Raw genomic sequence first — 21,016 nt, forward strand, 5'->3', positions numbered from 1 at the left:
GCTCATTGCGCCGGTGCAATGATCGCTCGTGCACGTTGGTTTTTCGCCGACAAGCAGGCGTACGGCACAGTCCGGGCCGTGTCTGTCTGCAGGCATGCCTGCAAGGGAAGTTGGACTTGTCGGCGAAAGGGCCGCAGAGCGGCCCCATTACAGCAGGAGGCGTTTCAACCGATCTGCTTGCGCAGTAGCGCCATGGCCCGATCGATCTGTTGCTCGTCGTTGAGCAGGCTGGGCGCAAAGCGGATCACCGGCCCGACGTCGCGGTCCACGGCATCGACCATGACCTTGTTGGCGTTCAGGTAGGCCGCCACGGCATCGGGATCGCGGTCCTTGATGCGCAGGAAGGTGAAGCCGGCGGAGAACTCACGGCTGACCGGGGTCACCAGCTCGATGGCGCGGTGCTCGGCCAGGCGTGCCTTGAGGTAGTCGTTGAGCTGATGGATGCGCGCCTGGACGTCGGCCTTGCCCAGGGCCAGGTGCAGCTTGAAGGCCTCGCCCAGCGCCCAGCGGTGCTCGAAGGCGTGGTAACCGCCCGGGGTCATGATGGTGCCGAAGTCCTCGTTGCGCGAGAAGGTGGCGAAGGTCGGTGTCAGGTGCTGCATCTGCTCCGACGCCGCGCATATGATCCCCGTGCCCCGGGGGCCGAACATCCATTTGTGGGTGCCGGCGATGAACCAGTCGCAGTTGAAGTCGGCGAAGCGCACGTTTTCCACGCCGAAGCCGTGTACGCCATCGACCACGTAGAGAATGCGCTCGGCCTCGTCGCGGTTGCGGTTGTGCTGGCGTACCAGTTCGCCGATGGCGCCCACCGGCAGCTTGACGCCGCTGCCCGAGTGCACCCAGGTCATGCCCAGCACCCGGGTCTCGGGGCGGATGCTGCGGTCGATCAGGCTCAGGACCCGATCAGTGGAGACCTCGCCGGGTTTGTCGAACAGGCGCAGCTTGCGCACCTGGGTGCCGTGCTGGCGCTGGCGGAATGCCAGGCAATTGTGGGTCGAGTAGTGCTCGTGTTCGGTGGTGAGGATTTCCTGGTGCGGCGCCACATGCAGGCCGCCGTAGATCATGCCCAGGCCCTCGGTGGTGCTGCCGGTCAGGGCAACCTGGCGCGGACGCACATCCAGGTAGCGGCCCGCCCATTCGCGGACCTCGTCCTCGCGTTGCCATTCGTACTGGCTTTCCCAGTCCATGCACAGGGCCGGGTTGCGGTCGAGGGTGGCGCGGTGGCGGTCGATCGCTTCCTGCACCGGGCGCGGGTGGGCGGTAATCAGGAAATTGGCGAAGTGCGCGACATCGGGGGCCAGGGGGAACAGTTGGCGCAGTTGGCGCCATTTGTCCGGGCCTTGCAGTGTCGGGGCTGCCGGCTCGGCGGCCAGGGCACCGGGCAGCAAGGGCAGGCTGGCGGCCAGGGCGGCGGCCTGCTTGAGGAAGGCGCGCCGGTCAGTCATGGCGAGCTTCCCGGTTGTTGTCGAGCAGGGCCACCGGGTTGGCGGCTTTCTGCACTTGCCCCCACACACGCAGGAAGTTGCCCGCCCAGAGTTTGGCGATATCGGTTTCGGAATAGCCGCGGGTCAGCAGCTCGGCGGTGACGTTACGGATCTCGCCGACGTTCATGAAGCCGGTGACGCCGCCGCCATCGTTGAAGTCGGAGCTGATGCCGACATGGTCGATACCCATCTTCTTCACGGCGTAGTCGATGGCATCGACGTATTCCTTGAGGCCGGCACGGGGCTCTTCGTCGACGATGGCGTAAAGGCTGCTGGCGTATTCGCCGAAGCGCGCCTCGGGCCAGATGGCGATGATCGGGTCGCCTGGCATCAGCGCGTTGGTCAGGCCTTGCAGCGGTTGCAGGTCGAAGCGCGCGCGCAGGGCCTCGAGTTTTTCCAGGGTCGGCTTGCTCAGCGGCTTGAGGTAGGTGGTGAAGGCCACGACCTGGAGCACGCCGCCGCTGTCCTTGATCAGTTGCATCTCCTTGTCGGAGAGGTTGCGCGGGATGTCCACCAGCGCCCGCGGCGCCGAGTGCGAGGCGACGAACGGGGCGCGACTCAGGCGGGCCACGTCTTCCAGGGCCAGGGTGGACATCTGTGAGACGTCGATGATCACGCCCAGGTCGTTGAGCCGCTTGACCGCCTGCTCGCCCAGTGGCGACAGGCCGCCGAAGGCGTCGGGGGTGTCGTTGAAGAACGGCAGCGGGCGCGAGGAGTCGGCCCAGGCGTTGTTGCCGGTGTAGCTGAAGCCGAACATGCGCATGCCGCGCTTGCTCCACAGGTCGAGCTGCGACAGGTCGTTGCCCAGCGGGTAGGCGTTGAGCATGCTGATGAAGATGGCGAACTTGCCTTCGCCGTTCAGGCCGCGGAAGTCCTCGGGGGTGTAGGCGATGCCGACCTGGTTGGGGAAGTCGCGCACGATCCCGCTGATGATCTTGTAGCGCACTTCCTGCTGGTTGCGGGCCTCGTCGACGAAGCCCGGGGTCGGACGGTGCGGTGCGTTCGGGCCGTTCCACAGCTCGGGCCAGCCGAAGACGGTCAGCGCCGCGCCCGACAACCGGCCCTTGGCCGCCTTGGCCAGGTCGAACTGACCACGGCCGTCCTTGTCAGCCTCGTAGCCGTCGCTGCCGTAGCCCAGCGGCACGGTGACATGGCTGTCGAAGGAGAGCATGTGTTCGTGCAGTTCATTGGCCTGCTGCACGATGGCGCGGGGATAGCCGCTGTCCTGCTTCCAGAAGTAATAGCCGGCGGCGCCACCCAGGGCGGCCACCAGGGCCAGGGGCAGGCCGATGTACAAGGCTTTGCGGGAACGGGTCTTGGTCATTGCCATCTCGTTGCGGGGCTGATCGGGTCGGCCTGTCGGGTCGCCAGGGGCGCCAGGGCATGGCTCGGGTATGTGGTGGACGAATGACGAGGGGGTAAATTTATCGGCGTAAAGCCATCAAGTCTGCCGTGGCGCGGCCGATAGCGCTGGTATTGAAAGGACCCACCACGGAGGATTAGGGAATGGTAGGTATCAACAGTGCGACGATGGGCGTGATCACCAGTGTGGCCAACGCCCAGCCCGCAGAAAAGAAAGAAAAGCCGTTGACGAGCGTCGCGGTGGACCTGTCGGGTGAAACCACCCCGGGCAAGGCCGAGGAGGCCAAGCAGGCCGAGGGCGGTGAGGGCAGCGGCGAGCCGGGGCACATTACCCAGCTGCGCGACATGATCAAGCAATTGCAGAAGCAGCTTGCCGAAGAGCAGAAGCAACTGGCGATGATTGCCGAGCAAGAGATGGACGAAACCTCCAAGCTGGCCATGATCACCGCCAAACAGGCGAGCATCGCCACCCTGAGCGGGCAGATCCTGGCCGCCACGCAACAGTTGCTCGAAGCGTTGACCAAGACTGGCGGCAGCAGCGCCGGTGGCATGATCGCCACCCAGGCCTGAGACCCATACCGGTAAAGCAAGACGCCCCGCATCATGCGGGGCGTCGTCGTTTCAGCGGTGTGTCAGTCCTGCGCCAGGCGCGCGCGGCTCTGGCGCTCGCTCTTGTACTGCATGGCCACCGCCGGCGCCGGCTTGGCGCTGCCGGTCTCCAGCCACTGGCGCATGCGGCTGGCATCGGCGAAGTGGGTGTACTTGCCGTAGGCGTCGAGAATCACCATGGCCACCGGACGGTTGTCCATCTTCGTCAGCAGCACCAGGCAATGCCCCGCTTCGTTGGTGAAGCCGGTCTTGGTCAGGGCGATGTCCCAGTTGCTCTTGTTCACCAGGTGGTCGGTGTTGCGAAAGCCCAGGGTGTAGTTGGGCTTGCGGAACGCCACGGTCTTCTCGCGGGTGGTCGACAGCTCGCTGAGCAGCGGATACTTGCGCGAGGCCATCAACAACTTGGCGAGGTCGTGGGCGGTGGACACGTTCAGGGTCGACAGGCCGGTCGGCTCGACGTAGCGGGTGCGGCTCATGCCAAGGCTGCGGGCCTTGGCGTTCATCGCCTTGATGAAGGCGCCATAGCCACCGGGGTAGTGGTTGGCCAGGGTGTTGGCCGCGCGGTTTTCCGACGACATCAGGGTGATCAGCAACGTCTCGCGACGGTTCAGCTCACTGCCCAGGCGTACCCGCGAGTACACGCCCTTCATCTCCGGGTTGTTGGCGATGGTCATGCCGAGCATTTCGTCCATGGGCAGCTTGGCGTCGAGCACGACCATCGCGGTCATCAGCTTGGTGACCGAGGCGATGGGGCGCACGCGATCGGCGTGGCTGGCATACAGCTCCTTGTTGGTGTTGAGGTCGATCAACAGGGCGCTGCCAGAGGCCAGGTGCAGCTTGCTTGGGTCACGCTGGACCTGGGCCGGGGGTTGTGCAGCAGCGGTCGACGGTAGGGTCGCGGTACCTGTGAGCAACAGCAGCAGGCTGAGGATGGACAGGGAAGTTTTCACGTTGAGGCTCACTAAATGTTGGTATGTCGTTGGCTGTGCAAGGGTTTCCCCCCAAAAAACCGTTGCATTCTGGAGTATGGTCGAACCGCTGTCGAATGCCTTATATCTAAAGGGCGCAACGTGAAGTAAATTTAATCCGGCGTGCTTTGCGCCGCCTCCCTACGTGGTCAACCGGACGACCTGCCATGACGCTCACGATCGATTTCACCGACCAGGCCACCGGCCTGCATCACGATGCGATTCTCAAGCCCCTGCGCGCCTTCAACGACAGCGTGATCGGTTCGCCCGGCGCGGCCACCGTCGCCTGGACGCTGCGCGATCCCGACGATGATGAGGTCGTTGGCGGGCTCTACGCCAGGCTCGGAGGGGGTTGGTTGTTCGTCGAGCTGCTGGTGGTGCCCGAGCGCATGCGCGGGCAGGGCAGCGGACGCGAGCTGATGGCCCAGGCCGAGGCGCTGGCGAGGGAGAAGGGGTGTTGCGGAATCTGGCTGGATACCTTCAGTTTTCAGGCGCCGGACTTCTACCGCAAGCTGGGGTTCGAGGTGTTCGGCGAGCTTGCCGACTTTCCGCCTGGGCATACCCGTTATTTCCTGCATAAACGGTTGGCGTAGCATCTCGCTCCTCACAGTCGGGGCTGCTTTGCAGCCCTTTCGCGGCACAAGGCCGCTCCTACAAGGGTCAACCCACCCGCAACCAGATCGCCGAGGCGTCGTCGCTCATCTTGAACCGCGGGTAGCGCAGGCATGCGGCATCGTCGTGCTCGATGCCGCGCAGTGTCCGTGCCAGGTCATCCAGGCCGTGGCTTTGCAGGCGCTCGATGAAACCTGCCGGGTCATAGGCCCGGTAGGTATCGAACAGCGCCGCGAAGCCATCGCTCATCAGCAGCACATCGTCACCCACGGCGACTGGCGCTCGGCTGTAGAAGGTGCCCTCACGGGACAGCTCGGCATCGACGCCGAGCACGGCCCGGGGCCGTTCGCGGGCGCTGCGGCGGTCGGCCAGCACCGCCGGGGTGCGCACGCCGTGGGCGCCGGTGCCGGGGCCGAGTGCGGCGGCTTCGGCTTGCTCGACCTCGCGATCGGGCTCGGGGGTGAGGAAGCGGATGCCTTGCGCGCTGCGATGCAGCACCACGCAGTCGGCCAGGTGCGCGCAGACCAGTTCTTCACCCTCGATGGCCACTGCGGCAAAGGCGGCGCGCGGCAGTTCCCAGGTGGCCAGGGGCTCGCGCCGGCGATCCTGCCGGTAGGCCTGGGCAATAGTATCGAAAACTGTCTCGCAGACCTGTCGCAGTGGCCCCGAGGCCGTGGCGAAGGCGCGCTGGGCCGTGGCCGAGAGCCACGCCGCGCCGCCGCGCTCGCCGAGCAGGCCGGGGGCGCCGAGGTCGGTGGCGCCGTCGATGACCCAGGCGTGGCAGTCGGCGTTGCCGATACGGTCGTCATTGGGCACATCGGGCTTGCCAGCCAGGCACAAGCTCTGGATCAGGTCGAAATGCATGTCGGGCTCCAGGTCGGTGGGATCACCGACCTTGAGCCCTGCGCCGTCGCGAGTCAAATTTCACGGTCTGGGCGTGCGGTCCCAGCAATGACTGTCCAGGTCGCAGACGCCGAATTGCCGGTCCATCAGCGCCATGCGTCGCAGGTGGGCGTCGAGGATGTCGCGGCCTACTTCGCTGTCGATGATATAGCGGCTGTAGCGCTCGATCAGGCGTTGCTTCCAGGCATCGCGGGTAGCCGCGTCCAGGGTGTCGGGCGCAATGGCCAGGCGTTGCAGGGTGGTGTCGTCGACGCGCTTGAGCTGGTCGCTGAAGGTGGCGATGTAACGGGCGCGCTGTGCTTCCTTGTGACGGGAGGCTTCGGCATCGAAAGTATCGAGATTGCGTTGCCATTGCGCCCAGTAGGCATCCGGCAACTTCAGGTCGCGTTTCTGGCGCAATGCGTCGACGATCTGCGCGTTGCTCTGGCGCGGTGGTGGCTGTCGGTCCTGGCTGGCCAGTGGGTCCTGGGCCAGGATCTGTGTGATCCAGGCCGTGCGGGCTTCGCTATCCGGTTGAATCGGACCGAGCGGCGCTGAGTCGGTGGCGTTCGAGCGTGGCAGGCCATTGCAGCCGGTGAGTGACAGCAACAGCAACAGCGACAGAGCCAGCAGGGCTGGCAGGTTGTGGCGCAACATGAATCTTCCTTGAGTAACTGCACAATCGTGCATCCGATCGGATGCACGAGGGGTATCGGCTCTTGCCTGGCCGACTTGAGCGTTCAGCCGCGATGCTTGGCCAGGCGCATCAGTTTCGAGACCAGGCACTGTTCGCCGCAAATCTTTCAGCGTCTGTAAGATCGAGCGCCGCCCGCGCGGCGCATCGCGGGACAAGCCCGCTCCCACAGTTTGTTTCGGGCCAATTATGCCTGTGAAAGTACCGGCGCCTGCCTTGGTGCATGCCTTGAGTCATGTGGAGCAGCGTTAGCGACCACGCCAAAACCGCGTCGTACCAACAAGGCGGACCAGGTGATGGCACAGGAAAGACAGGCCCGAAACAAATGTGGGAGCGGGCTTGTCCCGCGATGCGCCGCGCGGGCGGCGCTCGATCTCACAGCCGCTGCAAGATTTGCGTAGGACACCTGGTAGCCCCGACGCAGTCAATGACCCACGAGCCAAAGACCTTGAAGGGGCTGAGGTTTGCGGCGATGATCCGCCGCAACCCGTTCACCGACGAGGAGGGTCCGCATGCCTGTTGCCCCGCTTTTGCGCTGCACCGACCTTGACGCCACCCGCCGTCATTACCGCGATGTGCTGCAATTTACCGTCGCCGACACCGCGCAATCGACCCTTACCGTCCAGTTGCACGACTGCCGCCTGCTGTTCACCGAGGACGACCTGTGGCGGCTGCCGCCGGGGTGTGCCGGGACCTTCTATCTGGTGGTCGAGGATGTCGACGGCTATTACGCACAAGTTCGCGAGCTGGCGGATATCGCCTGGCCGTTGCACGACACGGAGTATGGTTCGCGGGAGTTCGGCGTGCGTGATTGCAATGGCTATTACCTGGCCTTCAGCCAGCGGCACGCCGACGTCGCGCAAGCCGCACGGGTTGCCTCGTGATCCTGCGCGGCCGAGCATTGCTGGCGATGTTGCTGCTTGCCGGCCCGGCCTTGGCCATGGACGGCAAGGGCAACTCGAGCGACCACTTCACCGTCGGCTCGAGCCTCGCCACCGCAGCGGTGAGCGGCTCCACCAGCCATCCGACGCGTACCTACCAGGCCGCCCGCGACGATGCGTTGCTGTTCATCGCCAGCGACGGGCGCCTGCGCGGCGCACGGCTGGAGCAGGCCTTGGACGAGTACCGCCAGCTGCATCCGGTGAGCGCGCTGAGCGATCGTGAGCTGGCCCAGGCGTTCGCCTGCCAGGGCTGATGGCTTGAGCCGCTGATCGGTCCGCCCTGGCATGCCAGGACAGGCGGCTAGACTCGTGGGCAACGAGTCCCGCCAGGAGTCCGATCATGACCGCCAAGAACAGCATTTGCCTGTGGTACGACAGCGACGCCGAGGTGGCGGCGAACTTCTACGCCAGCACCTTCCCCGACAGCCGGGTGACCGCCGTGCACAAGGCGCCCGCCGACTACCCCTCGGGCAAGGCGGGCGATGTGATCACGGTGGAGTTCACCGTGATGGGCATCCCGTGCATCGGTCTCAATGGGGGCAAGGCGTTCAGCCACAGCGAGGCCTTTTCGTTCCAGGTGGCGACCGACAGCCAGGAGGAAACGGATCGCTACTGGGACGCCATCGTCGGTAACGGTGGCAGCGAGAGCGTATGCGGCTGGTGCAAGGACAAGTGGGGGCTGTCCTGGCAGATCAGCCCGCGGGTATTGACCCAGGCGGTGGCCAGCCCCGATCGCGCCCTGGCGAAGCGGGCGTTCGAGGCGATGCTGCAGATGGGCAAGATCAACATCGCCGCCATCGAGAAGGCCATCAGGGGCTGAAGGCGAGGCGCCTCAATGCACGGTCTTGCGTTCCCTGATGCACGCCCGTGCCTGTTCCGTCAGGACGTCCAGCCGCTCGTCGCGCAGGCGCTCGGCATCCATCATTGCCGCCTCGCCCTGTTGCTTGAGCAGGTAGGCGTGGATCTGCCGGACTTCGACGGTCTGGTAGATCGGCGCGATGTCCAGCCGCCCGATCAGCGCGCCGCTGGCCTGCCCGGTACTGCTCATCAACACCTGTGGGCCGGTACAGGCGACCACCTGCAGGCCCATGTTCTCGAACCATGGCACCTGCTGGGCGAAAGTGCTCAGCTCGACGCAGGCATAGCATTCACGCACTGCGTCCAGCAGGCCACGGGCGATGCCCTGGCGGCGGTGGTTGGGGGCGACGGCGAGGTAGGCCAGGGCGCAGGCCTGCGGGTTGTCCTGGGCCGGCAGTACCAGGGCGAAGCCGAGCAGTTGGTCCGGTGCCTCGGCATCCAGGGCCAGGGTCAGCTCGACGGCAAGGCCACGGGTGCCGTCCAGCGCCATCAGGTACTGGTGCACTTCCAGGCCGACTCCGTATTGGTAGAGCGGATAGAGCGGATTGTCCGGGCTGATGGCGACGCTGCTGAGCTGGCCGACATGGTCGATCACCAGCTGGCGGATCTGGTTCTGGAAGGATTCGGGCGGCACGCCATCGAGGCGGCGGAGGATGAACATCGCGGGTCGGGCTCCGGCAGGATTGAAACACCCGCCCCGGAACGAGGCGGGTGATCATTCTAGCGCAGCCCGGCCAGCATGAGGTCGAGGTTCTGCACCGCGGCGCCCGAGGCGCCCTTGCCCAGGTTGTCGAACACCGCAGTCAGCAATACCTGGCCATGCTCGGGGTTGGCATACACGGCCAGGCGCAAGTCGTTGCTGTCGTTCAGCGCCTGCGGGTCCAGCGCCTGAGCTGGGCCGTGCTGGTGCAGAGGCATCACCTGCACATGGCGGGCACCCTGGTAATGCCGCTCCAGGCAGGCTTGCAGCTGCTCGGCGCTGATTCCGGGCAGCAGGCGCAGTTGCAGCGGGATGCTCAGCACGATGCCCTGGCGGTAGTCGCCGTAACCCGGCACGAACACCGGCCGCGCGCTCAGCCCCGCATGCTGCTGGATCTCTGGCACATGCTTGTGGGCGAGCTCCAGGCCGTATAGCTGGAGTGTCGGCAGGTAGGCGTCGCTGCGCTGCTCATGCCGCTCGACGGCGGCCCGGCCGCCACCGGAGTAGCCTGAGATGGCATGGATGCTCAGCGGATAGTCCGCCGGCAGCAAGCCTGCCTTGACCAGCGGATGCAGCAGGGCGATGGCGCCGGTGGGGTAGCAGCCGGGGTTGCTTACCCGGGTGGCCCGGGCAATGCGTTCGGCCTGTTGTTCGTTCAGTTCCGGCAGGCCATAGATCCAGCCGGGCGTGGTGCGGTGCGCGGAGCTTGCGTCGATCACCCGCACCGCCGGGTTGTGCAGGGTGGCCACGGCCTCGCGGGCGGCGTCGTCGGGCAGGCAGAGCACGGCGATATCGGCGCTGTTGATCGCCTCGCTGCGCCGCGCCGGGTCCTTGCGCTCGGCTTCGGGCAGGGTGAGCAGGCGCAGGTCCTGGCGGCCGTGCAGGCGGGCATGGATCTGCAGGCCGGTGGTGCCTTGGTCGCCGTCGATGAAGACGAAGGGCTGGTGCATGTCGGTGTTCCAGTGAAGAGAAGGAATGGCGTTATCCTCGTCGTTCGCTGGACGAAAGAAAATTTGAATATCATGATTGCCATGTTCAGTAATCCTGAATCTAAATCGCATGCCCCTGTAGGAGCGGCCTCGTGCCGCGAAAGGGCTGCGAAGCAGCCCCAGGGTTGCCCGTTTGGCGCGAAAGTGCCGGGGCTGCTGTGCAGCCCTTTCGCGGCACAAGGCCGCTCCTACCTGAGATGTGCCAGCCGCTATTACTTCATCCGTGCCGAGACCCCATGCGAGAAATCAGCCTCGACCGCCTGCGCACCCTGGTGGTGATTGCCGACCGTGCCTCCTTTGCCGACGCCGCCCGTCAGCTCAACCTGGCGCCTCCGACCATCAGCCTGCACGTGGCCGAGCTGGAGGCACGCATTGGTGCGCCCTTGCTCACCCGCACCCGCGGCCAGGTGCGCCCCACGGCCATTGGCGAGACCTTGCTGACCCGCGCCCGGCGCCTGCTGGCCGACGCCGACCAGGCCCTGGACGAAGTGCGCCGCCAGGTGCAGGGCCTGACCGGGCGGGTGCGCCTGGGCGCTTCGACTGGCGCCATCGCCCACCTGTTGCCCCAGGCCCTGGAAACACTGCGGGTGGACCATCCGGGAGTCGACGTGCAGGTTCAGGTGCTCACTTCACAGGCCTCCCTGGCGCGACTGCGCGAGGGCACCCTGGACATCGGCCTGGTGGCGCTGCCGCAGGTGGCGGGCAAAGGGGTGAGGATCACACCGTGGCGGCGTGACCCGATCATGGCCTATGTTCCCGCCGACTGGCAGCCGCCTGCCCGGGTCACGCCGGCCTGGCTCGCGGCCCGGGCGCTGATCCTCAACGACAGCTCCACGCAGTTGTCGCGGGTGACCTCGGAGTGGTTTGCCGCGGCGGGGCTGTACCCCGAGCCGCGGATCGAGCTGAACTACAACGATGCGATCAAGAGCCTGGTGGCGGCGGGCTACGGCGCCACCTTGCTGCCGCAGGAAGGGGAGGTGCAGCAGTCGCCGCCGCGCATCGCCCGGCGGCCGTTGCGACCGGGGATGTGGCGCCAACTGGGGATCGCCTGTCGCGAGGGGCAGGTGGAGCGGGCGACGGAACATGTACTGGAGGCGTTGGGGCGGCTGCGTCAATGAAAAATGGCAGTACAGGCTGTCACTTGCCATTCACTGGAGAATGCTAGTGCAGGATCTGCTTGAGAAACGCCTGTGCCCGCGCCGTGCGCGGCTGGCCGAAGAACACCTCGGGTGGGCTGTCCTCGATAATCTTTCCGCCCTCGAGGAACAGCACCCGCTCGGCCACCTGCCGGGCGAAGCCCATCTCGTGGGTGACGCACAGCATGGTCATGCCGGTGCCGGCCAACTGCACCAGCACATCCAGCACCTCGGCCACCATCTCCGGGTCGAGCGCCGAGGTCGGCTCGTCGAACAGCATGATCCTCGGTTTCATGCATAGCGCCCGGGCGATCGCCACCCGCTGCTGCTGGCCACCGGACAGCTGGCTGGGGTACTTGTGCGCCTGGCTCTCGATGCCGACCTTGCTCAAGTAGAAGCGCGCCCGTTCCTCGGCCTCCCGGCGCGACAGGCCGCGCACGCTCATCGGCGCCAGCAGGCAGTTGTCGAGCACGCTCATGTGCGGGAACAGGTTGAAGTGCTGGAACACCATGCCGATCTCGCTGCGCACCTGGTCGGCCTGGCGGCCTTTGCTGGCGAGGTCGGTGCCGGCCACGCGGATGCTGCCCTGCTGGGCGATTTCCAGGCGGTTGATGCAGCGGATCAGCGTCGACTTGCCCGAACCTGACGGGCCGCAGAGCACGATGCGCTCGCCCTCGCGCACCGACAGGTCGATATCGTGCAGCACATGGAAGGCGCCGTAGTGCTTGTTCAGGCCCTCGATGCGGATCAGCTCCGGGCGCGGATCGGGGGCAGGGTGCAGGCTGGCAAGGCTCAGGGGGGCGGTCATCTTGTTGTTCTCCCGCTCAAGGTTCAGTCGAAACGTGCGGCGCTGTAGGGCGCAGGGTCGGTGAAGGGGTGCTCGCCGGTCATCAATTCGGCCAGCAGGCGGCCGCTGACCGGGCCCAGGGTCAGGCCGTGGTGGGCATGGCCGAAGTTGAACCACAGGTGCTTGTGCAGGGGCGCCGGGCCGATCACCGGGCGCATGTCCGGCAGGCAGGGGCGGCGGCCCAGCCACGGCTTGTCGTCCAGGCGCTCGCCCAGGGCCGGGAACAGCCGGCGCGCCAGGGTTTCGCAGCGGCGCAGCTGGATCTCGTTGGCGGCGTCGTCGCTCGCCGCGAACTCGATGCCGGTGGTCAGGCGCACGCCACGGGCCATCGGCGCCAGGACGTAACCGCCCTGGGTGTCGCAGATCGAATGACCCAGCTCGGCGCCATCGCGGGTGGCGTAGTGCATGTGGTAGCCGCGTTTGATGCCCAGCGGAAAGCGGTAGCCCAGCCGCTCGTAGAGGTCGGCCGACTGCGGACCGAGGCAGGCCACCACTTCGTCGGCGGTCACGCTGCCGCGACGTGTGTCCAGCTGCCAGCCGTCCTCGACCTGGCGCAGGCTGCGGGCATCGCCGTGGAGGAACTGCCCGCCGCGCTGGACGAACAGCGCCGCATAGCCACGGGTCAGGCCGCCGGGGTTGCTCACCGTCTTCGGGTCGAGCCAGTGGATGCCGCCGATCACGCCACCGTCCAGTTGCTGTTCGCGGGCCTGCAGTTGTTCGCGTTCGAGGATCTCGTACTGCAGGCCGTAGCGGGCCAGCCCCTTCAGGTCGCGCTTGGCCTGTTCGAACAGCGCGGCATCACGGTACACCTCGATCCAGCCCTTGGCCTGCACCAGCCCTTGCAGGCCGGCGGCCTCGATCAGCGCATCGTGTTCCTCGACGCTGCGCTGCACCAGCGGCAGCATGTCGGCGGCAGCCTTGGCCAGGCGGCCGGGGGCGGACTGGCGCCAGTAGCTGAGCAGCCAGGGCGCGACCTTGGGCAGGTGGGTCAGGCTGTAGCGCACGTCGGGCTGGCGGTTCAGGCCGTAGCGCAGCAGGGCGCTCCATTGGCGCGGGAAGGCGTAGGGGATCACGCTGGAGCGCTCGATCAGCCCGGCGTTGCCATGGCTGGTGCCGCTGCCCGGTTCGTCGCGGTCGACGAGGATCACCTGGCGTCCGCGGGCCTGCAGGTGCAGAGCGGTGCTTACGCCGACGATGCCGGCGCCCAGGACGATGGTCTGGCAATGCATGAAAAGGTTCCTTCAATCAGTTCAGGTGGCGGCCCAGGCGGGCCTCCAGGTGTTTCAGGGTGCGCCGGACCACCTCGACGATCAGCAGGTAGAGCACCGCCGCCCACAGGTAGATCTGGAAGTCGAAGCTGCGCGAGAAGGCCAGCTTGGTCACCCCCATCAGGTCGTAGATGGTCACCAGCGAGGCGATGGCGCTGGCCTTGATCATCATGATCAGCTCGTTGCCCAACGGGCCGATGGCCACCAGCAGCGACTGCGGCAGCACCACCTTGAAGAAGGTGGTCGAGCGCTTGAGGTTGAGGGCCTTGGCCGCCTCGTACTGGCCCGGCGCGACGGCCATCAGGCTGGCGCGGAAGATCTCGGCCTGGTACGCGGCGGTGTTGAGGGTGAAGGCGAGCAGGGCGCAGTACCAGGCCTCGCGGAAGAACCACCACAGCCCCAGGTCCTGCCAGAAGCCCTTGAGCGAACCGAGCCCGTAGTACAGCAAAAACAGCTGGGCCAGCAGCGGCGAGCCGCGAAAGAAATACACGTAGCCCGCAGCCAGGCGTCGCAGAACGAGGTGCTGCGACATCCGCGCCAGGGCCAGGAGCATGCCCAGCAGCGCGCCGAGGGTGAAGGAGATCGCCACCAGCTTGGCGGTGACCAGCAGGCCATCGACGAAGCGCGCGCCGTAGCGCTCCAGCAGGTCGGGATCGAGCACGTAGGCCAGCAGTTGCTCCGGGCTCATGGGCGGGCTCCTTGCAAATGGCGGTTGCTGCGCCGCTCCAGCAGGGTGAAGACCCTGCCCGACAGCGCCGAGAACAGCAGGTAGACCAGGCAGGCGACGCCGTAGAACAGCATCGGCTCCTTGGTCACGCTGACCGCCAGGTTGGTCTGGCGCATCAGGTCGATCAGCGAGATGGTCGAGACCAGCGAGGTGTCCTTGAGCAGGCTCAGCCAGTTGTTCGACAGGCCCGGCAGGGCGATGCGCGTCAGTTGCGGCAACACCACCTTGAAGAATCCGGTGCGCTTGCTAAGGCCCAGGGCCGCGCAGGCTTCCAGTTGGCCCTTGGGCAGGGTCTTGAAGGCCATCAGCCAGATCTCGCTGGAAAACGCGGCGAACACCAGGCTGAAGGCGGCCATCGCGGCGAGGAAGGTGTTGATCAGCACCTCGCCCTGGTAGCCCAGCGCGGCGAGGATCTTCTGCGCGGCGATCTGGCAGCCGTAGTAGATGATCAGCAGGGTCAGCAATTCGGGCAGGCCGCGGAACACCGTGGAGAACGTGGTGGCCCAGGCCCGCGGCAGGCGTTTGCGCGAGCGCGCGGCCAGCGCCACCAGCAGGCCCAGCGGCAGGCCGATGGGCAGGCAGGCCAGGGCCAGCGACACGGTCACCAGAGCGCCGGCCAAGAGCGCCTGGCCCCAGCCGCCGCTGGCGAAGGAGAGCAGGGAGAGTTGATCGAGCATGGGTAACCCCCGGGATACAGACGACCCCGTGGGAGCGGGCTTGCCCCGCGATAGCACCTGGTTGACGCAGGACGCCATCGCGGGGCAAGCCCGCTCCCACGAGATTACTGGTAGATATCGAAGGCGAAGTATTTGCTCGCGATCTTCTGGTACGTGCCATTGGCCACGATCGCCGCCAGGGCCTCGTTCAGCCGCACGCGCAGGGCATCGTCATCCTTGCGCACGGCAATCGCCGCGTCGGCCTTGGTGCCGTCGACGTCGCCGAGGATCTTGCAGCAGTCCTTGCCATTCTTGTTCAGCCATTCGTGCAACGGGAACTTGTCGGCGATCACCCCGTCCAGGCGACCGGCGGCCAGGTCGGCGTTGGCTTCGTCCAGGGTCGGGTACAACTTCACGTCCGCGCCGGCCTTGCCGTACACGTCCTCGGCGTAGATCGCCTGGGTCGAGGCGGACTGGGCACCGACGGTGTAGCCCTTGAAGTCGGTCTGCGCGTCGCTGATCTTGCTGTCCTTGGCGACCGCCACGGTCAGCGGGGTGCGGTAGTAGCGGTCGGTGAAGGCGATCTTGCGGCGGCGCTCCTCGGTGTCGATCATCGAGGCCACCACGGCGTCGTACTTGCGCGCCATCAGCGCCGGGATGATGCCTTCCCAGTCCTGGGCCACCAGGGTGCACTCGACTTTCATCTGCTCGCACAAGGCATGGGTGATGTCGATGTCGAAGCCGTGCAATTTGTTGTCGGCATCGACGTAGTTGAACGGCGGGTAAGCGCCTTCAGTGGCAAAACGCAGGGTCTCGGCACTGGCGCCGGCCGCCAGCAGCAGGGCGCACGCACCCACCACAGCCATGGTTCCTTTCATCTCGCACCTCGGTAGTTGCACTCTTGCTATTGTTGTTTGCCCGCCGGCCACGAGGTGTAGCCGACGAACTCGTTATGTAGAGCGGCAGTTGCTTCCAAGCGTCTTTCAACATCCGGTCCGAGCTTCTTGCAGACCTCGTTGACCATCAGGTGCACCCACGACAGCATGGTCGCGGTGGATTCCCAGAACAGGTTGAATTCGGTGGGGATGCGGAACACCTCGTCGGCGTTGGCATCGGCCCAGTCACAGAAGGTGTCGGTTACCAGGGTCACCGGGATGCCCAGCTCGCGGGCCTTGTGGCACAGCTGCAGGGCGTGGCGGGAATAGCGGCGCGCCTCGAATACCACCAGTGCACAGTCCTGCGGGCGCCCCAGCAGCACCTCGGCGAAATGTCCGGCGCTGCCGTCGACCAGTTGCACGCCGTCGCGCAGGTATTGCAGCAGGTGGCTCATGCACATGGCCACGCCGCGTTCGGTCTGAAAGCCTGCGACGAACACCCGCGGTTTTTCCGCCAGGCGCCGGGCGACCTGCTGCCAGGCTTCGCAGCGGCTGTATTCGTGCACGCGCACCAGCGCGGCCATTTCCAGCTCCAGGCTGCCCGAGCGCTGGTCGTCCTCGGGTTGCTGGCGGAACTCCTGCAGGCGGTCGCCCACCAGCCAGGGGCCGTCGCCGAGGTCGTTCTGCAGGTCCTGCTTGAGCGCCTTGAGGTGCGCGTAGCCCAGCGAGCGGCAGAAGCGGCCGACGCTCGACTCGCTCACACCCAGCTTGGTGGCGATGCTGGCCGAGGTCTGGAACGGCAGTTCGTGGAGGTTGGCGAGCATGTAGCTGGCGATCTGGCGGCCCGAGGCGGCAGCGGTGTGCAGGCTGCTTTCCAGGCGTTGCTTGATCGATTGGCTCATGGTCGGTTCCGGTTGATTTCTGGCGTGGAGGCCAAAATGGCTGTTTTCTGTCATCAAGTCAATATTTGACAGATAGCTGTCATTGGCGGGAAAGTCTGTGCAGTTGCGCTGTAGCGAATCCAATTCCAAGAAAGGAGCTCCAGATGTCTTCACCTTCCACCGGCCCTGTCGTGCGCGTGCCTTTTACCGAGCTGCAGGCGTTGCTGCAGTCGATTTTCGAGCGTCATGGCTGCAGCGCGGCGGTGGCCGCCGTGCTCGCCCACAATTGCGCCAGTGCCCAGCGCGACGGTGCCCACAGCCATGGGGTGTTCCGTATTCCCGGTTATGTCTCGACCCTGGCCAGCGGCTGGGTTGATGGCCGCGCCGAGCCGTTGGTGACCGACCTGGCATCCGGCTATGTACGGGTCGATGCCAAGGGTGGTTTCGCCCAGCCGGCGCTGGCGGCGGCCCGGCCGCTGCTGGTGGAGAAGGCCCGGGCGGCCGGCATCGCGGTGCTGGCGATCCACAACTCGCACCATTTCGCCGCGCTGTGGCCGGATGTCGAGCCGTTCGCCGACGAAGGCCTGGTGGCCTTGAGCGTGGTCAACAGCATGACCTGCGTGGTGCCACACGGTGCGCGCAAGCCGCTGTTCGGCACCAACCCCATTGCTTTTGCCGCGCCTTGCGCCGGGCATGATCCGATCGTCTTCGACATGGCCACCAGCGCCATGGCCCATGGCGATGTGCAGATCGCCGCGCGGGCGGGCGAGCAGTTGCCGCCGGGCATGGGCGTGGATGCCGATGGCCAGCCGACCAGCGACCCCAAGGCGATTCTCGAGGGCGGCGCCTTGCTGCCGTTCGGCGGGCACAAGGGCTCGGCGCTGTCGATGATGGTCGAGCTGCTGGCGGCGGCGCTGACGGGAGGCAATTTCTCCTGGGAGTTCGACTGGTCGGGCCACCCAGGAGCAAAGACCCCCTGGACCGGGCAGTTGATCATCGTGATCGACCCGAGCAAGGCCGAGGGCGAGCGCTTCGCGCTGCGCAGCCGCGAACTGGTGGAGCAGATGCAGGCAGCCGGGTTGACGCGGATGCCGGGCGAACGGCGTTATCGCGAGCGTGAAGTGGCCGGGCGGGAAGGGGTGGCGTTGAGTGAGCGGGAGTGGGGGGAGTTGCGGGGGTTGGCGGGCTGAGTTGACCCTTTGCTGGCTAAGGGGGAGGCGCCAAGTGTTCGACAGGAAAGATCCAGCGCCTGTGAGATCCAGCGCCGCCCGCGCGGCGCATCGCGACGCAAGGCCGCTCCTACATCTGTTTCGGGCCAGTCAATCCTGTGCCATTACCGAGTCCGCCTTGTTGGTATGACGCGGTTTCGGGGTGGGCACCACTGGCGCCTCACCTGTCTCAAGGCATGCACCAAGGCGGGCAACCATGGCCTGACAGGTTCGGTACGTTGCAACAAATGTAGGAGCGGCCTTGCGTCGCGATGCGCCGCGCGGGCGGCGCTCGATCTCACAGGCGCTACATATTCTTCGTCGAATATCTTGAAGCCCACCCCCGGCCTTGCACCCCCGCATCGACTCCTTGCACATCGGTGATGTTCCTGACGCCCCACTGCGGGTATCCTCGCTGGAGCCTTCCCTGAACTGTCCTGATTTCCAAGGAGCTGCACGCTGTGTTCAAACATGTCGATGCCTATGCCGGCGACCCGATCCTCTCGCTGATGGAAACCTTCAAGGCCGACCCGCGCGCCGACAAGGTCAACCTGAGTATCGGCCTGTACTACGACGAAGCCGGCGTGGTGCCGCAGCTGGCGGCGGTGGGCGAGGTGGAGAAGCGCCTGGCCGGCCAGCCCCACGAAGCCTCGCTGTACCTGCCAATGGAAGGCCTGGCCGCTTACCGCCAGGCGATCCAGGCGCTGCTGTTCGGCGCAGATCACCCGGCTGTGGCCGATGGCCGCGTGGCCACCGTGCAGACCGTCGGCGGTTCCGGCGCGCTGAAAGTCGGCGCCGACTTCCTCAAGCGCTACTTCCCGGGCTCCGAGGTATGGGTGAGCAACCCGACCTGGGACAACCACCGGGCGATCTTCGAAGGCGCGGGCTTCAAGGTGCACAGCTACCCGTACTTCGACACCGCCAGCCGTGGCGTCGATTTCGCCGGCATGCTGGCGACCCTGCAGACCCTGCCGGCCAACAGCATCGTCCTGCTGCACCCGTGCTGCCACAACCCCACCGGCGTCGACCTGAACCAGCAGCAGTGGCAGCAGGTGGTCGAGGTGGTCAAGGCGCGCCAGCTGATTCCGTTCCTCGACATCGCCTACCAGGGCTTCGGTGAAGGCCTGGTGGAAGACGCCTACGCCATCCGCGAGATGGCCCGTGCCGGCGTGCCGTGCCTGGTCAGCAACTCGTTCTCGAAGATCTTCTCGCTGTACGGCGAGCGGGTAGGGGGCCTGTCGGTGGTCTGCGACGATGCCGCCACCGCCTCCAGCGTGCTCGGCCAGCTCAAGGCCACCGTGCGCCGCAACTACTCCAGCCCGCCCGCGTTCGGCGCCCAGCTGGTGGCCGGCGTGCTCGGCGACGCTGCGCTCAATGCCCAGTGGGCGGCGGAAGTGGAGGTGATGCGCAAGCGTATCCTCGATATGCGCCAGGGCCTGGTCGACCTGCTCGGCGAGCTGCTGCCGGGCCAGGACTTCCAGTTCTTCCTGCGCCAGCGCGGCATGTTCAGCTACACCGGTTTCAGCGTGGAGCAGGTGCGTCGCCTGCGTGACGAGTTCGGCGTGTACCTGATCGACAGTGGCCGGGTGTGCATGTCCGGGCTGCGTCCGGCCAACCTGCGCCAGGTGGCCGAGGCGTTTGCCGCCGTTCAGCGGTAACCGGCCTGGGGCCGCTCTGCGGCCCTTTCGCGGCACAAGGCCGCTCCTACAGGGAGGTTGCGTTTCTCTGTAGGAGCGGCCTTGTGCCGCGAAAGGGCTGCGAAGCAGCCCCTCCAGCACAACCTGCTTGTAAAGACAAGTGCAACCGTCCCTCGGACGGGGCTTCCCCAAGTGCAACCTTTGCATGCACAATCGCGCCCCTCTTCCCCGGTTGAGTTGGGCGAATCGTCTATTTCGCCATTCTCAGCCTGTTGCAGTCTTGCGAGTGGAGCGTCACCCGGAATGAATGAGCAGGCCCCAAGCGTTGAACAACGCTTTGTAGAATCGACCCCCGCCACCCTCGGCAGCTGGTCGCGTCAAGACACCACCTGGATGCTGGGCCTGTTCGGCACGGCCATCGGCGCCGGAACCCTGTTCCTGCCCATCAACGCCGGCCTTGGCGGTTTCTGGCCGCTGCTGGTCCTGGCCTTGCTGGCCTTCCCCATGACCTACTTCGCCCACCGCGGGCTGACCCGCTTCGTGCTCTCCGGCAGCAAGGGCGGCGACATCACTGAAGTGGTCGAGGAGCATTTCGGCATCACCGCCGGCGCGCTGATCACCGTCCTGTACTTCTTCGCCATCTTCCCGATCCTGCTGATCTACAGCGTGGCGCTGACCAACACCGTCAGCAGCTTCATGGAGCACCAGCTGCACATCGCGCCGCCACCGCGGGCGATCCTGTCGTTCGTGCTGATCCTCGGCCTGCTGGCCATCGTGCGCTGCGGCGAACAGGCCACGGTCAAGGTCATGAGCCTGCTGGTCTACCCGTTCATCGTTGCCCTGGCGCTGCTGGCCCTGTACCTGGTGCCGCACTGGACCGGCGGTATCCTCGACACCGCCACCCAGGTGCCGTCGGGCTCGGCCTTCCTGCACACCGTGTGGCTGGCGATTCCGGTGATGGTGTTCTCGTTCAACCATTCGCCGATCATCTCGGCTTTCGCCGTCGACCAGAAACGCCGCTACAGCGAGCACGCCGATGAGCGCAGCGGCCAGATCCTGCGTCGCGCGCACCTGCTGATGGTGCTGATGGTGCTGTTCTTCGTGTTCAGCTGCGTGCTGACCCTGAGCAGTGCCCAGCTGGCCGAGGCCAAGGCGCAGAACCTGTCGATCCTGTCGTACCTGGCCAACCACTTCGAGCAGCCGGCCATCGCCTTCGCCGCGCCCCTGATCGCCTTCATCGCCATCGCCAAGTCGTTCCTGGGCCACTACATCGGTGCCAGCGAGGGCCTGAAGGGCATGATCGTCAAGTCCGGCATGCGCCCGGGTGCCAAGGCCCTGGACCGCATCGTCGCCGCGCTGATGCTGGTGGTGTGCTGGATCGTCGCCACCCTCAACCCGAGCATCCTCGGCATGATCGAATCCCTCGGCGGCCCGATCATCGCCGTGCTGCTGTTCCTGATGCCGATGTACGCCATCCGTCGCGTGCCATCGATGCGCAAGTACAGCGGCGCGCTGTCCAACCTGTTCGTGGTGGTCGTCGGCCTGGTGGCCCTGACCTCGGTGGTGTACGGCCTGCTGGCCTGAGTCCCGTCACGTAAGAAAAGCGCCCGGGTCGACGCCAGTCACCCGGGCGTTTGTCTACAGGAATTGCCCGAACGTAGGACAATTTCATCTTTGCCCAT

22 protein-coding genes are annotated in these 21,016 nt (G+C 66.1%); 9 read left to right on the forward strand and 13 right to left on the reverse strand.

Annotated elements, in window-relative coordinates; translation table 11 throughout:
* Positions 1–164: 164 nt before the first annotated feature.
* Together NMG10_RS21805 and pvdM are read right to left on the reverse strand one after the other, a co-directional pair.
* Complete coding sequence (locus tag NMG10_RS21805) at positions 165–1,445, reverse strand: aminotransferase class V-fold PLP-dependent enzyme (RefSeq protein ID WP_254465118.1); 1,281 nt, start codon at positions 1,443–1,445, stop codon at positions 165–167.
* Positions 1,438–2,808 (reverse strand): pyoverdine-tailoring dipeptidase-like protein PvdM, encoded by a 1,371-nt coding sequence (pvdM, locus tag NMG10_RS21810; RefSeq protein WP_254465119.1) that lies wholly within the window; start codon positions 2,806–2,808, stop codon positions 1,438–1,440. The genes NMG10_RS21805 and pvdM overlap by 8 nt, the downstream gene beginning before the upstream one ends.
* Positions 2,809–2,990: 182 nt before the next feature.
* On the opposite strand from pvdM, the gene NMG10_RS21815 reads away from it, so the two are divergent.
* Positions 2,991–3,416: a hypothetical protein gene (locus NMG10_RS21815; RefSeq protein WP_232855340.1), complete on the forward strand. Its 426-nt coding sequence runs from the start codon at positions 2,991–2,993 to the stop codon at positions 3,414–3,416.
* 62 nt (positions 3,417–3,478) lie between these two features.
* On the opposite strand, the gene pbpG is transcribed toward NMG10_RS21815, so the two are convergent.
* The gene (pbpG, locus tag NMG10_RS21820; protein ID WP_203646942.1) at positions 3,479–4,405 is read right to left on the reverse strand and encodes a D-alanyl-D-alanine endopeptidase; all 927 of its coding nucleotides are present in this window, start codon (positions 4,403–4,405) and stop codon (positions 3,479–3,481) included.
* A gap of 185 nt (positions 4,406–4,590) precedes the next feature.
* Here pbpG and NMG10_RS21825 point away from each other — a divergent pair, with 185 nt between their 5' ends.
* Positions 4,591–5,016, forward strand: a complete 426-nt coding sequence (locus tag NMG10_RS21825) for a GNAT family N-acetyltransferase (protein ID WP_203646940.1) — start codon at positions 4,591–4,593, stop codon at positions 5,014–5,016.
* A gap of 67 nt (positions 5,017–5,083) precedes the next feature.
* On the opposite strand, the gene NMG10_RS21830 is transcribed toward NMG10_RS21825, so the two are convergent.
* Positions 5,084–5,899 (reverse strand): protein phosphatase 2C domain-containing protein, encoded by an 816-nt coding sequence (locus NMG10_RS21830; RefSeq protein WP_232855339.1) that lies wholly within the window; start codon positions 5,897–5,899, stop codon positions 5,084–5,086.
* 60 nt (positions 5,900–5,959) lie between these two features.
* Complete coding sequence (locus tag NMG10_RS21835; protein ID WP_232855338.1) at positions 5,960–6,574, reverse strand: hypothetical protein; 615 nt, start codon at positions 6,572–6,574, stop codon at positions 5,960–5,962.
* Positions 6,575–7,123: 549 nt separating this feature from the next.
* Here NMG10_RS21835 and NMG10_RS21840 point away from each other — a divergent pair.
* The 3 genes from NMG10_RS21840 (at position 7,124) to NMG10_RS21850 (ending at position 8,372) form a co-directional block, all read left to right on the forward strand.
* On the forward strand, positions 7,124–7,495 hold the full coding sequence (locus tag NMG10_RS21840) for a VOC family protein (protein WP_203646931.1): 372 nt from the start codon (positions 7,124–7,126) through the stop codon (positions 7,493–7,495).
* Positions 7,492–7,806: a DUF2388 domain-containing protein gene (locus tag NMG10_RS21845; protein ID WP_274235421.1), complete on the forward strand. Its 315-nt coding sequence runs from the start codon at positions 7,492–7,494 to the stop codon at positions 7,804–7,806. The genes NMG10_RS21840 and NMG10_RS21845 overlap by 4 nt, the downstream gene beginning before the upstream one ends.
* A gap of 86 nt (positions 7,807–7,892) precedes the next feature.
* Positions 7,893–8,372 (forward strand): VOC family protein, encoded by a 480-nt coding sequence (locus tag NMG10_RS21850; RefSeq protein ID WP_254465120.1) that lies wholly within the window; start codon positions 7,893–7,895, stop codon positions 8,370–8,372.
* Positions 8,373–8,384: 12 nt separating this feature from the next.
* Here NMG10_RS21850 and NMG10_RS21855 read toward each other — a convergent pair whose 3' ends face one another.
* Together NMG10_RS21855 and argC are read right to left on the reverse strand one after the other, a co-directional pair.
* Positions 8,385–9,071, reverse strand: coding sequence for a GNAT family N-acetyltransferase (locus tag NMG10_RS21855; RefSeq protein WP_254465121.1), 687 nt, complete (start codon positions 9,069–9,071; stop codon positions 8,385–8,387).
* A 59-nt stretch (positions 9,072–9,130) separates the two neighbouring features.
* Complete coding sequence (gene argC, locus NMG10_RS21860) at positions 9,131–10,060, reverse strand: N-acetyl-gamma-glutamyl-phosphate reductase (protein WP_254465122.1); 930 nt, start codon at positions 10,058–10,060, stop codon at positions 9,131–9,133.
* Between the two features lie 275 nt (positions 10,061–10,335).
* On the opposite strand from argC, the gene NMG10_RS21865 reads away from it, so the two are divergent.
* Positions 10,336–11,217 (forward strand): LysR family transcriptional regulator, encoded by an 882-nt coding sequence (locus NMG10_RS21865; protein WP_203646926.1) that lies wholly within the window; start codon positions 10,336–10,338, stop codon positions 11,215–11,217.
* A gap of 43 nt (positions 11,218–11,260) precedes the next feature.
* Here NMG10_RS21865 and NMG10_RS21870 read toward each other — a convergent pair whose 3' ends face one another.
* From NMG10_RS21870 to NMG10_RS21895, 6 genes are all read right to left on the reverse strand, one after another.
* Positions 11,261–12,043: an amino acid ABC transporter ATP-binding protein gene (locus NMG10_RS21870; protein WP_096047910.1), complete on the reverse strand. Its 783-nt coding sequence runs from the start codon at positions 12,041–12,043 to the stop codon at positions 11,261–11,263.
* Positions 12,044–12,066: 23 nt separating this feature from the next.
* Entirely contained in the window at positions 12,067–13,311 is a 1,245-nt protein-coding gene (locus tag NMG10_RS21875) for an FAD-binding oxidoreductase (protein WP_234561128.1), read from the reverse strand.
* Between the two features lie 16 nt (positions 13,312–13,327).
* The gene (locus tag NMG10_RS21880; protein ID WP_203646925.1) at positions 13,328–14,038 is read right to left on the reverse strand and encodes an ABC transporter permease; all 711 of its coding nucleotides are present in this window, start codon (positions 14,036–14,038) and stop codon (positions 13,328–13,330) included.
* Positions 14,035–14,754 (reverse strand): ABC transporter permease, encoded by a 720-nt coding sequence (locus NMG10_RS21885; RefSeq protein ID WP_232855319.1) that lies wholly within the window; start codon positions 14,752–14,754, stop codon positions 14,035–14,037. The genes NMG10_RS21880 and NMG10_RS21885 overlap by 4 nt, the downstream gene beginning before the upstream one ends.
* A 104-nt stretch (positions 14,755–14,858) precedes the next feature.
* Positions 14,859–15,611, reverse strand: a complete 753-nt coding sequence (locus NMG10_RS21890; protein WP_232855317.1) for a transporter substrate-binding domain-containing protein — start codon at positions 15,609–15,611, stop codon at positions 14,859–14,861.
* Positions 15,612–15,637: 26 nt separating this feature from the next.
* Positions 15,638–16,510 (reverse strand): MurR/RpiR family transcriptional regulator, encoded by an 873-nt coding sequence (locus NMG10_RS21895; RefSeq protein WP_254465123.1) that lies wholly within the window; start codon positions 16,508–16,510, stop codon positions 15,638–15,640.
* Positions 16,511–16,653: 143 nt separating this feature from the next.
* On the opposite strand from NMG10_RS21895, the gene NMG10_RS21900 reads away from it, so the two are divergent.
* The 3 genes from NMG10_RS21900 to NMG10_RS21910 all read left to right on the forward strand — a co-directional run bounded on the left by NMG10_RS21900 (position 16,654) and on the right by NMG10_RS21910 (position 20,918).
* Positions 16,654–17,679, forward strand: coding sequence for an Ldh family oxidoreductase (locus tag NMG10_RS21900; RefSeq protein ID WP_254465124.1), 1,026 nt, complete (start codon positions 16,654–16,656; stop codon positions 17,677–17,679).
* A 479-nt stretch (positions 17,680–18,158) separates the two neighbouring features.
* Positions 18,159–19,355, forward strand: a complete 1,197-nt coding sequence (locus NMG10_RS21905; protein ID WP_203646918.1) for an amino acid aminotransferase — start codon at positions 18,159–18,161, stop codon at positions 19,353–19,355.
* Between the two features lie 282 nt (positions 19,356–19,637).
* Positions 19,638–20,918 carry a serine/threonine transporter gene (locus tag NMG10_RS21910; protein WP_254465125.1) on the forward strand — a complete coding sequence of 427 codons (1,281 nt, stop codon included), beginning with the start codon at positions 19,638–19,640 and terminating at the stop codon, positions 20,916–20,918.
* Positions 20,919–21,016 lie beyond the last annotated feature (98 nt).

The sequence above is a fragment of the Pseudomonas sp. DVZ6 genome, assembly GCF_024259445.1.
Lineage (GTDB): Bacteria > Pseudomonadota > Gammaproteobacteria > Pseudomonadales > Pseudomonadaceae > Aquipseudomonas > Aquipseudomonas peradeniyensis.